The 13,620-nt window shown below is 72.4% G+C and carries 15 protein-coding genes; 10 read left to right on the forward strand and 5 right to left on the reverse strand.

The window, feature by feature from the left end; all coding sequences use genetic code 11:
- Positions 1–346, forward strand: a 346-nt coding sequence (locus E1292_RS26355) for a creatininase family protein (RefSeq protein ID WP_165974749.1), incomplete at its 5' end; no start/stop codon positions are given.
- Here E1292_RS26355 and E1292_RS26360 read toward each other — a convergent pair.
- Positions 343–1,239, reverse strand: a complete 897-nt coding sequence (locus tag E1292_RS26360; RefSeq protein ID WP_132597890.1) for a MurR/RpiR family transcriptional regulator — start codon at positions 1,237–1,239, stop codon at positions 343–345. The genes E1292_RS26355 and E1292_RS26360 overlap by 4 nt on opposite strands.
- Positions 1,240–1,321: 82 nt before the next feature.
- Here E1292_RS26360 and E1292_RS26365 point away from each other — a divergent pair, with 82 nt between their 5' ends.
- The 9 genes from E1292_RS26365 (at position 1,322) to E1292_RS26405 (ending at position 10,979) form a co-directional block, all read left to right on the forward strand.
- On the forward strand, positions 1,322–2,860 hold the full coding sequence (locus E1292_RS26365; RefSeq protein ID WP_132597891.1) for an ABC transporter substrate-binding protein: 1,539 nt from the start codon (positions 1,322–1,324) through the stop codon (positions 2,858–2,860).
- Positions 2,860–3,828 carry an ABC transporter permease gene (locus E1292_RS26370; protein ID WP_132597892.1) on the forward strand — a complete coding sequence of 323 codons (969 nt, stop codon included), beginning with the start codon at positions 2,860–2,862 and terminating at the stop codon, positions 3,826–3,828. Before E1292_RS26365 ends, E1292_RS26370 begins: the two co-directional genes overlap by 1 nt.
- Complete coding sequence (locus E1292_RS26375; RefSeq protein ID WP_132597893.1) at positions 3,825–4,655, forward strand: ABC transporter permease; 831 nt, start codon at positions 3,825–3,827, stop codon at positions 4,653–4,655. The genes E1292_RS26370 and E1292_RS26375 overlap by 4 nt, the downstream gene beginning before the upstream one ends.
- Entirely contained in the window at positions 4,652–5,551 is a 900-nt protein-coding gene (gene murQ, locus E1292_RS26380) for an N-acetylmuramic acid 6-phosphate etherase (protein ID WP_132597894.1), read from the forward strand. Before E1292_RS26375 ends, murQ begins: the two co-directional genes overlap by 4 nt.
- Positions 5,548–6,723, forward strand: a complete 1,176-nt coding sequence (locus E1292_RS26385) for an anhydro-N-acetylmuramic acid kinase (protein ID WP_132597895.1) — start codon at positions 5,548–5,550, stop codon at positions 6,721–6,723. Before murQ ends, E1292_RS26385 begins: the two co-directional genes overlap by 4 nt.
- Entirely contained in the window at positions 6,720–7,754 is a 1,035-nt protein-coding gene (locus E1292_RS26390; RefSeq protein ID WP_132597896.1) for a serine hydrolase domain-containing protein, read from the forward strand. The genes E1292_RS26385 and E1292_RS26390 overlap by 4 nt, the downstream gene beginning before the upstream one ends.
- Positions 7,751–9,343, forward strand: a complete 1,593-nt coding sequence (locus tag E1292_RS26395; RefSeq protein ID WP_132597897.1) for an ABC transporter ATP-binding protein — start codon at positions 7,751–7,753, stop codon at positions 9,341–9,343. Before E1292_RS26390 ends, E1292_RS26395 begins: the two co-directional genes overlap by 4 nt.
- Before the next feature lie 14 nt (positions 9,344–9,357).
- On the forward strand, positions 9,358–10,089 hold the full coding sequence (locus E1292_RS26400; protein ID WP_165974750.1) for a carbon-nitrogen hydrolase family protein: 732 nt from the start codon (positions 9,358–9,360) through the stop codon (positions 10,087–10,089).
- A gap of 371 nt (positions 10,090–10,460) precedes the next feature.
- Positions 10,461–10,979 carry a peptidoglycan recognition protein family protein gene (locus E1292_RS26405; RefSeq protein ID WP_132597899.1) on the forward strand — a complete coding sequence of 173 codons (519 nt, stop codon included), beginning with the start codon at positions 10,461–10,463 and terminating at the stop codon, positions 10,977–10,979.
- Between the two features lie 7 nt (positions 10,980–10,986).
- On the opposite strand, the gene E1292_RS26410 is transcribed toward E1292_RS26405, so the two are convergent.
- From E1292_RS26410 to E1292_RS26420, 4 genes are all read right to left on the reverse strand, one after another.
- On the reverse strand, positions 10,987–11,523 hold the full coding sequence (locus E1292_RS26410) for an NUDIX hydrolase family protein (RefSeq protein WP_132597900.1): 537 nt from the start codon (positions 11,521–11,523) through the stop codon (positions 10,987–10,989).
- 87 nt (positions 11,524–11,610) lie between these two features.
- Complete coding sequence (locus tag E1292_RS51365; protein WP_165974751.1) at positions 11,611–11,751, reverse strand: hypothetical protein; 141 nt, start codon at positions 11,749–11,751, stop codon at positions 11,611–11,613.
- On the reverse strand, positions 11,748–12,758 hold the full coding sequence (gene nrfD, locus E1292_RS26415) for an NrfD/PsrC family molybdoenzyme membrane anchor subunit (protein WP_132597901.1): 1,011 nt from the start codon (positions 12,756–12,758) through the stop codon (positions 11,748–11,750). The genes E1292_RS51365 and nrfD overlap by 4 nt, the downstream gene beginning before the upstream one ends.
- Before the next feature lie 40 nt (positions 12,759–12,798).
- Positions 12,799–13,617 (reverse strand): 4Fe-4S dicluster domain-containing protein, encoded by an 819-nt coding sequence (locus tag E1292_RS26420; RefSeq protein WP_132597902.1) that lies wholly within the window; start codon positions 13,615–13,617, stop codon positions 12,799–12,801.
- Positions 13,618–13,620: the final 3 nt, after the last annotated feature.

A 13,620-nucleotide genomic window follows, 5' to 3' on the forward strand; every position in this document is an offset into this window, starting at 1 on the left:
CCCCTACACGGACCTGCAGGAGTTCGTGCGGGTGCTGGCGGACGTCGGGCTGGAGCACGGGTTCCCGCCCGAGGTCAGCGGCTCGCACGCGGGGGAGGCCGAGACCTCGATCGTGCTCGCGCTCCGCCCCGACCTGGTCGACATGGACCGGGCGGTCGCCGGCTTCGGCGGTCGCTTCGACGAGCCGACAGCGCGGACGTTGTTCGAGCACGGCACCAGGGCGCTGTCGGAGATCGGCGTGCTGGGCGATCCCCGGCCGGCGACCGCCCAGGCGGGGGAGGAGTATCTCGCCCGCCTGACCGGCCTGCTGACCGGCTTCTACGAACCGTACGTGACCGGGCCCTAGCCGCGCTTGTGGACGGCGCGGTCGTGCACCACCGCGTACGTGTTGCGCAGCGCCTCCATCGATGCGTCGTATGAGGCCTGCGCGACGCCGGTGAACAGGCAGTCGACGACCATGAGCTGGGCGATGCGGCTGCCCAGCGCCCCCGAGCGGAACCTGGTCTCGCGCGCGGCCGTCGTGAGCGTCACGTCGGCCGCGCCGGCCAGCGGCGACTCGCGGAAGTTCGTGATGGCCACCGTCGAGGCGCCCGACGCGCGGGCGATCCCCAGGAATTCGACCGTGTCGGTGGTGGCGCCGGTGTGCGAGACGGCCACCGCCACGCACGTGCCGTCGAGCGTGGCCGCCGACGTCCAGGCCGAGTGCGCGTCGTGCCAGGTGATCGCGGTACGCCCGATGCGCGACAACTTCTGCTGCAGGTCGAGCCCCACCAGGGCGCTCGCGCCGACGCCGAAGGTGTCGATCCTGCGGGCCCCCAGCAGCAGCGCCACCGCCTCGCCGAGCGCCTCCATGTCCAGCGCGCGGGCCGTGTCGGCGATGGACAGCGTCTCGTTCATCGCCACCTTGGAGACGATGCCCTCCAGGCTGTCGTGGCGGTCGATGTCGCCGGACACCTCGGGCAGGCTCGACCCCGCTCGTCCCAGGGCCAGCTCCTCCCTGGCCACCGCCCTGGTCAGGTCGATCCTGAAGTCCTTGTAGTGCGCGTACCCCATGCGCTGGTAGAAGCGCACCACCGAGGTCGTGGAGGTCTCGCAGCGCGCGGCCAGCTCGGCGATGGACAGGTTGGCGGCGGCGGCCGGATCGCCGGTGAACTCCTCCGCGATGCGCCGCTCCGACGGCCGCAGGGCGGGCATCGCCGCACGGATGCGGATCAGTACGGTCTCGGCGTCCTCGCCCATCGCTATCCCCCGCGGAAGGAAAATAAATACCCTGATGGTAGGGTCTGCGTAATTTTATGACCTACTCCTCCTAGGAGACCACATGCCCCGTGGCGCGCTCTCCGCGGTCGGCATCGCCGCGGCGCTGTCCATCGCCCTCACCAGCTGCTCGTCGTCCTCCGGCCCCGCCGCCGGCGGCGACTCCCCCGCCAAGGGCCTCGTGGTCGGCGTGACCTCCGACCCCGACACGCTGTTCCCCTGGAAGGCCACCCAGTTCCAGGCCGTCAACGTGCTGCAGAACCTGTACGGCACGCTCACGGAGTTCGACAAGGACCTCAACGTGGTGCCGGGGCTGGCCGAGTCGTGGGAGACCTCGAAGGACGGCGAGCAGCTCACCCTCAAGCTCCGCCAGGGCGTGACCTTCGCCGACGGCAGCACGTTCGACTCCGAGGACGTCAAGGCGTCCCTCGAGAAGATCATGGACGAGAAGACGGCGGCCGTGGCCAGGGCGTCGCTGTCGTCGGTGAAGTCCGTCGACGCGCCCGACGCGAACACGGTGGTGCTGGAGCTGACCGGCCCCGACGCGGCGCTGCCGGCCAACCTCGCCACCGTCAACATGGCCATGCTCTCCTCCGACGACACCGAGCAGGAGCTCACCACCACCCCCAACGGCACGGGGCCGTTCACGCTGAGCAAGCGCGTGGCCAGCCAGTCGATCACGCTGGCCAGGAACGACAAGTACTGGGGCCCCGAGAAGCCGAAGGTCCCGACGGTCGAGTTCCGGGTGATCCCCGACGAGTCGTCCATCGTGTCGGCGATGCAGTCGGGCAACGTGCAGCTCGCGGTCTTCGACGACCCGCTCGTCGCCCAGACCGCCGAGGGCGGCGGCACCATCACGGTCGCCAAGACGCCGCAGCTCAACTACCACGTCCTCCAGCTCAACGCCCGCCACGGCGAGCTCAAGGACGTCAACGTGCGGCTGGCGATCCAGTGCGCCATCGACCGCAAGCAGGTGCTCGACACGGCCGCGCTCGGCGAGGGCGAGGTGACCGGCCCGATCACCGCGCCGGCCTACAAGTCGGACCCGTCCAAGCGCCCCTGCCCCACCCGCGACCTGGCCAAGGCGGCCGGCTATCTCGCCAAGGCCGGCAAGTCCGGCGGGGTGACCGTCAAGACCATCGTCTCCCAGGGCGAGTACGCCACCTCCGTCAACGAGGCCCAGAACCTCAAGGCGCAGCTCGCCGAGGCCAAGATCAACCTGGAGCTGGAGGTGCTGGAGTCGGGCGCGTTCGTGGACCGCTGGGTGGCCGCCGACTTCGACGCCGCAGTCGCGCTCAACGGCGGCCGGCCCGACCCCGACGGCTCCTACGGCCGCTACTTCACCAGCGACGGCAACCTCAACAAGGTGGCCGGCTACAGCTCGCCCGAACTGGACAAGCTGTTCGCCGAGGGCAAGGCGACCACCGACCAGGCCGCCCGCAAGCCGATCTACGACCAGGTCGCCGCCCACCTGGAGGACAACGCCGCCTGGATCTGGTTGTTCGCCGGCTACACCTACACCGCGACCACGGCGAACGTGCAGGGTTTCGTGCCCATGGCCAGCGGCTCGCTGCAGTACCTGCGTACCACGTCCGTCAGCTGATGCGCCGGATCGCAGGCAACCGCGCCGCCCGGCGCGTGGCGAGCACGCTGGGCACCCTGTTCGGGGTGGCCGTGTTCGTGTTCGTCATGCTCCGGGCGATCCCCGGCAACCAGATCACGGCGGGGCTCGGGACCGAGGCCGCGGCGCTCACCCCGGCGCAGAAGCAGGCGCTCGAGCAGTACTACGGCCTCGACCAGCCGCTGGTCACGCAGTTCTTCGCCTGGCTCGGCAACATGTTCACCGGGAACTTCGGCTACTCGGCGCGCTCCCAGCAGAGCGTGCTCGACCTGACCCTGCACGCGTTGCCGGTGACGTTCGAGCTGGCGGTGTTCTCCATCGTGCTGGCCCTGCTGATCGGGGTGCCGCTCGGCATGCTCTCGGCGTCGAGGGCCAACGCGCCCAGGGACGCCTTCGGCCAGGTCGTGAGCCTGGCCGGGCTGTCGATCCCCGCGTTCCTGCTGGCCACCACGCTGCTGTCGATCTTCGCGGCGTCGTTCGGGTTCAACCCCAACGGGCAGGGCTTCGCCACGCTCATCGAGAACCCGCTGCTCAACCTGCAGCAGATGTTCCTGCCCGCGCTCGTCCTCGGCTTCGGCATCGCGGCGCCGATCCTGCGCACCACCCGCACGGCGGTGCTCGAGGTGCGCTCGCACGACTTCGTGCGCACCGCCCGCGCCAAGGGCGTGCCGGAGCGGCGGCTGCAGGTCAGGCACGTGCTCGGCAACGCGCTCGTGCCCATCGTCACCATGACGGGCCTGCAGTTCGGCTACCTGCTCGGCGGCGCCGTGGTGGTCGAGCAGGTCTTCTCCGTGCCGGGCATCGGCCGGCAGGTGCTGCTGGGCATCCAGCAGAAGGAGTACGCGGTCGTGCAGAGCACCGTGCTGGTGATCGCGCTGGCGTTCGTCGTCGTCAACCTCCTGACCGACGCCCTCTACCGAATCATCGACCCGCGGGTGAGGGCGTCATGACCGCGCTGCTGCGGCGCAGCCCCGCCGGGGTCGCGGGCGTCGTCATCCTCGTGCTGCTGGCCGCCGTGGCGGCGCTGTCGTACGCGGGGCTGCTGCCGTACGACCCGATCGCCCAGCATCCGCCGTCGCGGTTCCGCGGGCCGTCGGGCGAGCACCTGTTCGGCACCGACCAGTTCGGCAGGGACGTGTTCTCCCGGGTGGCGGCCGGCGTGGGCAACTCCGCGTTCGTCGCGGTCGTGGCGGTGGCGTTCGCGACCGTGGTGGGGACGCTGGGCGGGCTCGTGTCCGGCTTCTACCGCGGCGTCGCCGACGGCGCGATCGGCGGCGTCACGAACGTGTTGTTCGCGTTCCCGCCGCTGCTGCTGGCGCTGTCGCTGGCCTCGGTGCTGGACCGCAACCGGTTCACCATCGCCGTGGCCATCGCGATCGTGTACGTGCCCATCTTCATCCGCGTCACCCGCGGGCCCGTGCTGTCGCTCAGGGAGATCGAGTACGTCAAGGCGGCCGTCTCGACCGGCCTGAGCCGCTGGCAGATCATGCTGCGCCACGTCCTGCCCAACATCACCTCGATCGTCGTCGTCCAGGTCGCGCTCTCGCTGTCGTGGGCGGTGCTCACCGAGGCGTCGCTGAGCTTCCTGGGCCTGGGCACGCCGCCGCCGGCGCCGTCGCTCGGCTCGATGATCTTCGAGGCGCGCAGCCTGGTGTTCATCGCCCCCTGGACGCTGCTCGCGCCGGGCGCCGTCGTCGTCCTGCTCGTGGTGGGCCTGAACCTGCTCGGTGACGGCCTGCGTGACACTCTCGACCCGCGAAACCGAGGCAAGCGGTGAACCTCTCACACCTGACGACGGAAACGGCCGATCCCCGGTTCGCCGGGATCGACACGATGAGCGTGGGCGAGCTGGCCGCGACCATGAACGCGGCCGACGCCACGGTCCCCGCCGCGGTCGCCCAGGCGCTGCCGCGGATCACCGAGGCGATCGAGGCCACCGCCGAGCGCGTGCGGGCCGGCGGCCGGCTCGTCTACGTGGGCGCGGGCACCCCCGGGCGGCTCGGCGTGCTGGACGCCTCGGAGTGCCCGCCCACGTTCGGCACGCCGCCCGAGCAGGTCTTCGCGATCATCGCCGGCGGTGAGCGCGCGATCGTGTCGCCCTGCGAGGGCGCCGAGGACGACGAGGAGGCCGGGGCGGCGGCCGTCGACGCGGCCGGTGTGGGGCCGCTCGACACCGTGGTGGGCATCGCGTCCAGCGGGCGCACCCCGTACGTGGTGGCCGCGGTGCGGCGGGCGCGGGAGCTGGGCGCGCTGACCGTGGGGCTGTCGTGCAACGCGGGCACGCCGCTGAGCGCGGCCGCCGCCCACGCCGTCGAGGTGCTCGTCGGCCCCGAGGTGGTCAGCGGCTCGACCAGGCTCAAGGCGGGCACGGCGCAGAAGCTCGTGCTCAACATGTTCTCGACGATCGTCATGGTGCAACTCGGCAAGACGTACGGCAACCTGATGGTCGACGTGAAGGCGACCAACGGCAAGTTGCGCGAGCGTGCCGTGCGCATCGTGGGCACGATCACGGGCGCCGGGCGCGAGGAGGCGCTGGCCGTGCTGGACGCCAATGGCTACAACGTGAAACAGGCGGTCGTCGCCGCCCGGTTCGGCCTGGCCCCGCGGGACGCGGCGGCGCGGCTGGCCGGGGCCGGCGGGCGGCTGCGCGCGGCGCTGGAGGAGCGGGCATGAAGGTTCTCGGGATGATCTCCGGCACGTCGCACGACGGGATCGACGTGGCCGTGGTGGACTTCGAGCTGAGGGGCGGCGTGCTCCACGGCCGGGTCGGGCACACGGCGAGCACGCCGTACCCGGAGGAGCTGCGCGCCCGGCTGATCGCGGCGCTGCCGCCCGCGCCCGCGACGCTGGCCGAGGTGTGCGTGCTCGACACGCTCATCGGGCAGTGCTTCGCCGAGGCCGCCGCCGCGGCGATCGCCGAGGGTGGCCCCGCCGACCTGATCGTCTCGCACGGGCAGACCGTCTTCCACTGGGTCGAGGGGGCGCACGCGCGCGGCACCCTCCAGATCGGCCAGCCGGCCTGGATCGCCGAGCGCACGGGAACGCCTGTGCTGTCCGACGTGCGCATCAGGGACATCGCGGCGGGCGGGCACGGCGCCCCGCTGGTGTCGGTGCTGGACGGGCTGCTGCTCGGCGCGTACGACGGCGGCGCGGGCGCGCTCAACCTGGGCGGCATCGCCAACATGACCGTGGTGCGCGGCACCGAGCTGTACGCCTACGACATCGGCCCGGCCAACGCGCTCATCGACGCCGTGGTGACGGGCAGAGGGCTGAACGCCCGCGGGTTCGACGAGGACGGGCGGATCGCGGCGTCGGGGCGGGTGCGGCCGCGGCTGCTGGAGGTGCTGCTCGACGAGCCCTACTACCGGCTGGCTCCGCCCAAGAGCACCGGCAAGGAGCTGTTCCACCCCGGCTACGTCGAGGAGGCGCTGGCCCGGGCTGGAGGTGCGGCGGGCGGCGAGGTGGGCGACGCCGACCTGGTGGCCACGCTCACCGAGCTGACCGTGCGCACGGTCGCCGGCGACGTGCGGGCCGCGGGGGTGAACACGCTGGTCGTCTCCGGCGGCGGCTGCCGCAACCCGGTGATCATGGACGGGCTGCGCTCGGCGCTGCCCGCCGTGGACGTGCGGCCGTCCGACGACCTGGGCGCGCCCGCCGACGACAAGGAGGCCATCGCGTTCGCCCTCATCGGCTGGCTGAGCGCGCACGGCCTGCCGGGCACCGTGCCCGGCGGCACGGGCGCGCGGGCCGCCCGCGTCCTCGGCACCCTGACCCCGGGCGCGGGCCCGCTCGTGCTGCCCGCGCCGCTCGCCGGGTCGCCCCGGGCTCTGGTGCTGACGCGATGAAGGCGCCACCCGGCGTGGTCATGGCCGCGCGCACGCCCTGGTTCGACCTGACCGAGTGCACCGGCCACCGCACCGTGCGCTGGATCGACGGCGAGCGCGAGGGCGTCGCCACGATGACCCTGGGCACCTACCACGACCTCGCCTCGGTCACCAAGGTCCTGGCCACCACGACGGCGCTCATCCGCCTGGTGTCCGACCGGCTCGTGGACCTCGACGCGCCGCTCAGCGCGTACCTGCCGCGATCGTACGAGGCGATCACCGTGCGGGACCTGCTGCTGCACCGGGGCGGCCTGTGGGAGTGGTGGCCGCTCTACATCCAGCCGCGGCTGCCGCCGCCGCGCTACCGTCCCGGCCGCGCACGGCACTACTCCGACCTCGGCTTCATCCTGCTCGGCCGGATCGTCTCCGCCGTCACCGGGCTGCGCCTGGAGCGGGCCGTGGCCGAGCTGGTCACCAGGCCGCTCGGGCTCACCTCGACCACCTACGCCCGCCCGGCCGGCAACGAGGTGGCCATGAGCGCCCTGGACGACCGGGTCGAGATGCGCATGCTGGACACGGGGGAGCCGTACCCCGTGCCCTACCGCAGCGGCGACTTCGCCCGCTGGCGCCGCGGGCCCGTGCTCGGTCAGGTCGCCGACGGCAACGCCTTCCACGCCTTCGACGGGGTCTCCGGGCACGCCGGGCTCTTCTCGACCGTGCCCGACCTGCTCAAATACTGCACCGCGATGTCCCGCTACGAGGAGCACGACCGGCTGTGGCGGCCCGAGGTGGCACGGGAGTTCTTCGCCCCCGGCCCCGATCCCGCGCAGGCGCTCGGCTTCCGCAGGTACGACCTGGCGCTCGCCGGCGAGACGGTCACCGTGCTCGGCCACCCCGGCTACGTGGGCTGCGCCGTCGGCTTCGTGCCCGGCCGCGACATTGCCCTCGTGCTGGCGAGCAACCGGCTGCTCGTCGAGAGCGCCCCGGTGCCGACCGAGGAGCTCTGGGCCGACCTGCTGCAGGCCACCACCGAACGATCGAGGACCGTATGAGCCCGCTCCTGGAGATCCGCGACCTCTCGGTCGCCTTCCGCACCCGGCGGCGGGACGTCACCGTCGTCAAGAACGTCTCGATGGAGATCCTGCCCGGCCAGACCGTGGCGGTGGTCGGCGAGTCGGGGTCGGGCAAGTCCACCACGGCGGCCGCGGTCAACCGGCTGCTGCCCGGCAACGGCCGCATCACCGGCGGCCAGGTGCTCTTCGACGGCCGCGACCTGGCCACGGCGAGCGAGCGCGAGATGACGGCGATCCGCGGGGCGGGCATCGGCCTGGTCCCGCAGGACCCGATGTCCAACCTCAACCCGCTCATGCGCATCGGCGACCAGATCGCCGAGGCCCTGGAGGTGCACGGCGTCGCCGCGGGGAGGGCCGCCCGCGCCCGCGTGGTCGAGCTGCTGGACATGGCCGGCATCCCCGACCCCGAGCGGCGGATCGGGCAGTACCCGCACGAGTTCTCCGGCGGCATGCGGCAGCGGGCCCTGATCGCCATGGGGCTGGCCTGCCGGCCCAGGCTGCTCATCGCCGACGAGCCCACCTCCGCGCTGGACGTGACCGTGCAGCGGCGCATCCTCGACCAGCTCGGGCAGCTGACCGCCGACATGGGCACGGCGGTCTTCCTCATCACGCACGACCTGGCGCTGGCCGCCGAGCGGGCCGACGTGGTGGCCGTCATGTACCAGGGCGAGATCGTCGAGACGGGGCCCGCCGCCGCCATCCTGGCCGAGCCCGGGCACGAGTACACCAGGCGGCTGCTCAAGGCCGTGCCGAGCCTGTCGTCGGTGCGCCTGCTCGAACCGCCGCGCGCGTCCGGCGACCTGGCCGTCGTCGAGGACCTGCGCAAGGTCTATCCGCTCAGGGGCACCGGCGAGGAGATCACCGCGGTGGACGCGGTCTCCTTCACCATTCCGCGCGGCAGCACCGTCTCCATCGTGGGCGAGTCGGGCTCGGGCAAGTCGACCACCGCCAACCTGCTGCTCGGCCTCGAAGACCTCACCTCGGGCCGCATCCGCTTCGACGGCACGGACATGACGGCGTTGGGCAGGCGTGACCTGTTCGCGTTCCGCAGGCGCGTCCAGCCGGTCTTCCAGAACCCGTACGCCTCGCTGGACCCCCGCTACACGGTCGGCAAGTCGATCGCCGAGCCGCTGCGCGTGCACCGCGTCGGTACGGCGGCCGACCGCAGGAAAGCGGCGGCCGAGCTGCTGGAGAAGGTGTCGCTGCCGGCGTCGACGGCCGAGCGGCTGCCCCACGAGCTGTCCGGGGGCCAGCGCCAGCGGGTGGCCATCGCCAGGGCGCTGGCCCTCTCGCCGGAGCTGGTCGTGCTCGACGAGGCCGTCTCGGCGCTCGACGTGCTGGTCCAGGCGCAGATCCTGGAGCTGCTCGCCGACCTGCAGCGGGAGCTGGGGCTGAGCTACCTGTTCATCAGCCACGACCTGGCCGTGGTACGGATGATCTCGCACGCCGTGCACGTCATGCGCGAGGGGCGGATCGTGGAGAGCGGCACCGCCGAGGAGATCTTCGACCATCCGTCGGACGACTACACCCGCGAGCTGCTCGCTGCCATCCCGGGCAACCTCGCCTGAGCCACAGTGGAAACGTGAAGATCCTCCTGGTTCAACCTCCCCGCTGGTTCCCCGACGGCCACGCCAACTTCGACGCGATCGAAGAGCTCGTCGCCTCCCACAGCGGTGACCTGATGCTGCTGCCCGAGCTGGCCGGGTCGAGCCTGCCCCGCGCCGCCTACCTCGACCGGGTCCGCTCGCTGGCCCGGCGGTCCGGGATGGCCGCCGTCGGCGGCTCGCACTACGACGGCGCCGTCAACAGGGGCGCCGTGTTCGGCGCGGACGGCACGCTCCTGGCCGAGTACGACAAGGTCCACCCCTACGGCGTCGAACGGCACTCAGGAGTGCTGCCCGGCCGGCCCAGCACCGGCTTCGAGCTGCACGGCCGGCGCCTGCGCGTCCTGCTCTGCGCCGACCTGTGGTATTCGGCGAGCCTGGCCGGGCACGACGGGCTCGACGCGGTCCTGGTGCCCGCCTTCTCCGTCACCCGCTGGGACGGCCCCGCCCCGGCGCGCGAGCTGTGGCGGCACATGAGCGTGGCGCGGGCGTACGAGTTCATGACGTACGTGGCCGTCAGCGACTGGCACCACGAGGCCACGTACCTCGGGCATTCATGCGCCGGGGCCACCGGGTTGGCCGATCCCTGCCCGCGGACGCACGCGGGCTTCTTCTCCGGCCCTCCGGCCGCCGCCGTGTCGGCGTACGAACTCGACTTCGACCGGCTGGACGCCTTCCGGCACGACCGCGGGGAGCGGGGCTTCCGATAGGAGGGCCCGCGCCTCGCGGCACCTCGCCTTGTCCGGAACGCCCGGAGCGGCGGGCGGCGTGATCTCGATGATCAGGGTGTCGGGCCTGAGGTGCGCCAGGGTGGAGGGTGAGTGCTCCTTATGGGGGCGGTCCAGAGCCAGGATGAGCGCGGCGGTGAGCAGCGCCACGCCGGAAAGAATCACGACAATTCGCAGCAGCCTGCGGCACATGATCCGAGTCTGACGATCGGGGGTGTTTCCCTGGCGTTACCTGCGAAACGGCAGGCGACCCTCACCCCCGCGGCAGGCCACTGTCGTGACGATGTGTGATTTGCTCACTACGCAAAGTTGGCAGGGTGATGGCTAGAGTATGCCGTTCAGGAGAGGATCCCATGAATCTGATCACCCGTGCCGAGTGGCACGCGAAGAAGCCGACCAGTGGCTACACCCGCCTGGAATCGACCAAGGGCGTGAAAATCCACTACACCGGCGGCAAGGTTCCGGCCGACCTCGCCGAGCCCGGCAATCACGACAAGTGCGGCGCTCTGGTGCGGGACATCCAGAGCATGCACATGTCGGGCGGTCGCGGTGAGACCTACATCGACCTCGGCTACAGCATGGTGTGCTGCCCCCACCGCCACACGTTCATGGGCCGCGGCCCCCACGCGCTGCCCGCGGCCAACGGCGCCGGCCTCAACGCCGGCCACTACGCGGTGCTCGCGCTGGTCGGCAGCTCGGGCCTCACCAAGCCCAACGACGACCTGCTCCACGCCCTCGTCGACGCCATCGAATACCTGCGCGAGCACGGCGACGCGGGGCGCGAGGTCAAGGGACACCGGGACGGCTATGCCACCTCGTGCCCCGGCGACCCGCTCTACGACTGGGTGCGCCGGGGCGCCGAGCGGCCCTGACCTCCGATCAGGGCAGGCAGCCGACGTGGGCCAGCGCCTGCTTCAGCAGCACGCCCTGCCCGCCGGCCATCTCCTGCTGCACCATCGGCGACGCTGCCTCCTCCGGGGTGAACCACACCAGGTCGAGGGCGTCCTGCCGGGGCCGGCAGTCACCCGCGACGGGCACGATGTAGGCCAGCGACACCGCGTGCTGGCGCGGATCGTGGTAGGGGGTGACGCCGGGCGTCGGGAAATACTCCGCCACCGTGAACGGCTGCGGCGAGGCCGGGATGCGCGGGAGCGCCACGGGGCCGAGGTCCTTCTCCAGATGGCGCATGAGCGCGTCACGGATGCGCTCGTGGAGCAGCACCCGCCCCGAAACCAGCGCCCTGCTGACGGTCCCGTCCGCGGCGATGCGCAGCAGCAGGCCGACACGGGTGACCACGCCGGTGTCGTCGACGCGCACCGGCACGGCGTCGACGTAGAGGACGGGCAGCTGGCCGCGCACCGACTCCAGTTCGTCGGGAGCGAGCCATCCAGGCGTGGTTTCGGTCTTTTCGGTCATCTGCTGATCGTACGTCGCCGGCCGGCCCCAGGCGGCCGGACCCCGCCTAAGACGAGGAGCGGCGGAGCAGCCCCGCCCCGCACGGCTTCACGACGACGCGTGCCCGCCCCTGTCCCTCCCGAGCGCCGCCGGCCGGGCCGGATACGACCTGCCCGCCAGCCAGGACGCCGTGCAGACCATCAGCACGATGCCCATGAACGGCAGATATTCGACGACCTTACGCCTCATCGCAGATCACGCTCCGCTTTCGCCTTCGCCAGCCGCCTCCGCTGCGGCTGCACCGTGTACTTCGGGTCGTTGGCCGATTCCATCCCGGCCCGGAAGATTCCGAACCGGGTGCACGCCGACCCCGCCAGCAGGGCCGCGCCCGCCGCCATCGCCATGAGCCGGCCCCGCCCGCCCCGGCGCCCGGCGACCAGCCCGGCCACCGCGCCCAGCAGCGACAGCGCCTCGCCCGCGCGCAACAGCCTGCTGCGCTTGAGAGGCTCGGCCAGCGGCCCGAGCCGCCGCTCCATCCGCGCGGCGGCCACACACTCGACGGCCGCGCCGAGCAGCGCCGCCCGGCGGGCCGGGCCCGCCTCCGACACCGGCGCGCCCAGCATGCCCAGCCCGCCCGCCGCTGCCGCCGCCGAGCCGGCGAACAGGAACGGCATCTCGCGATGGCCCTCGTGCCAGACGGGCACCGCGGTGTCGCAGATCAGCGCGGCGGTGTAGGTCGCCAGCGCCGGCCCGGCCAGCCCCGCCCCGATGGTGGCGGCCCGGCCCAGCCCGGGGAACATCCCCGTCAGCCCGGCGGCCGCCGCCACCCCGGCCTGCGGGCCGTAGCCGGTGAGGATCCAGGTGCCGACGCTCATGGGCGAGGTCACCTTGAACACCCGCAACATGTTCACGAACCGCTCGGGACGGCCCAGGTCGTGGATCAGCGCGTAGAGCGACCCGCCCAGCGCGCACACGGCGCCGGCCTTGCACGCCCTGGCCAGGCGCGGCCTGCCGGTGAGCTCGGCGGCGGCCGCCAGCGTCGACGAGGCGCCGGCCAGGCCGCCGAGGAACAGGTATCCGGCGATGTCGGGCGCCTGCCAGGTCGGCTCGTTCAGCACCGGCCGGCCGTAGTAGGACTCGAAGTCCGCCCTCGGCACCGGCAGGCGCTCGCGCCTGCGGCCCGCCGAGCCCGGCGTGGCCTCGCGCTCGCTGCGCAGCCCGGGCGAGCCGTCCAGGCGCACGTCGGTCTGGCTCATGAGTGTCTCCTGGACGTGCTCGCGGCCATGTCGGTCCGGCTCATGACTGTCTCCTCCACGCGCTCGCGGCCACGCCGGCGAGCAGGGCCAGGGCGGCGACCCCCACGTGCCGCCACATCGACGGCAGGTCACGGGTGGTCACCACCGGGTCGGGCGGCAGGCCGTACACCTCGGGCTCGTCCAGCAGCAGGAAGAACGCGCCCGTGCCGCCCACGCCGTCGTCAGGGTCGTGGCCGTACAGGCGGGCCGAGCCTGCACCGGCCGCGCGGAGCTGCTCCAGGCGGCGCTCGGCCCGCTCGCGCAGCTCGTCCAGGTCGCCGAACTGGATGGAGTCGGTCGGGCACGTCTTGGCGCAGGCGGGCTCCTCACCGGCGCCCAGCCGGTCGTAGCACATCGTGCACTTGGCCGCCACGCCCGTGGTCTCCCGCTTGCCGATCACCCCGAACGGGCAGGCGGGCACGCAGTAGCCGCAGCCGTTGCAGACGTCCTCCTGCACCACGACGGTGCCGTACTCGGTGCGGAACAGCGACCCCGTCGGGCACACGTCCAGGCAGGCCGCGTGGGTGCAGTGCTTGCACACGTCGGAGGCCATCAGCCAGCGGAAGTCCATGTCGCCGACGCCCGGCTCCTGGTGGCCGAGCGGCCGCCGCTGCTCGACGAAGGCCACGTGCCGCCACGTGTCGGCGCCCAGCCCCACGGTGTTGTCGTACGACATGCCGGTGAAGGTCATGCCGTCGTCGGGGACGGCGTTCCACTCCTTGCACGCCACCTCGCACGCCTTGCAGCCGATGCAGACGCTGGTGTCGGTGAAGAAGCCGACACGGCCGTCCGCGAGCTTCTCGTCCAGGTCGAAGGCCATCGC

Origin of the sequence: Nonomuraea deserti, from assembly GCF_004348685.1 — a bacterium.
Taxonomy (GTDB): Bacteria; Actinomycetota; Actinomycetes; order Streptosporangiales; family Streptosporangiaceae; genus Nonomuraea; species Nonomuraea deserti.

What these genes read in the sequence shown, in the direction of transcription:
- E1292_RS26360 (WP_132597890.1), bottom strand. Translation starts at nt 1,239, where the DNA reads ATGGGCGAGGACGCCGAGACCGTACTGATCCGCATCCGTGCGGCGATG.
- E1292_RS26365 (WP_132597891.1), top strand. Translation starts at nt 1,322, where the DNA reads ATGCCCCGTGGCGCGCTCTCCGCGGTCGGCATCGCCGCGGCGCTGTCC.
- E1292_RS26370 (WP_132597892.1), top strand. Translation starts at nt 2,860, where the DNA reads ATGCGCCGGATCGCAGGCAACCGCGCCGCCCGGCGCGTGGCGAGCACG.
- E1292_RS26375 (WP_132597893.1), top strand. Translation starts at nt 3,825, where the DNA reads ATGACCGCGCTGCTGCGGCGCAGCCCCGCCGGGGTCGCGGGCGTCGTC.
- E1292_RS26385 (WP_132597895.1), top strand. Translation starts at nt 5,548, where the DNA reads ATGAAGGTTCTCGGGATGATCTCCGGCACGTCGCACGACGGGATCGAC.
- E1292_RS26390 (WP_132597896.1), top strand. Translation starts at nt 6,720, where the DNA reads ATGAAGGCGCCACCCGGCGTGGTCATGGCCGCGCGCACGCCCTGGTTC.
- E1292_RS26395 (WP_132597897.1), top strand. Translation starts at nt 7,751, where the DNA reads ATGAGCCCGCTCCTGGAGATCCGCGACCTCTCGGTCGCCTTCCGCACC.
- E1292_RS26405 (WP_132597899.1), top strand. Translation starts at nt 10,461, where the DNA reads ATGAATCTGATCACCCGTGCCGAGTGGCACGCGAAGAAGCCGACCAGT.
- E1292_RS26410 (WP_132597900.1), bottom strand. Translation starts at nt 11,523, where the DNA reads ATGACCGAAAAGACCGAAACCACGCCTGGATGGCTCGCTCCCGACGAA.
- E1292_RS51365 (WP_165974751.1), bottom strand. Translation starts at nt 11,751, where the DNA reads ATGAGGCGTAAGGTCGTCGAATATCTGCCGTTCATGGGCATCGTGCTG.
- nrfD (WP_132597901.1), bottom strand. Translation starts at nt 12,758, where the DNA reads ATGAGCCAGACCGACGTGCGCCTGGACGGCTCGCCCGGGCTGCGCAGC.
- E1292_RS26420 (WP_132597902.1), bottom strand. Translation starts at nt 13,617, where the DNA reads ATGGCCTTCGACCTGGACGAGAAGCTCGCGGACGGCCGTGTCGGCTTC.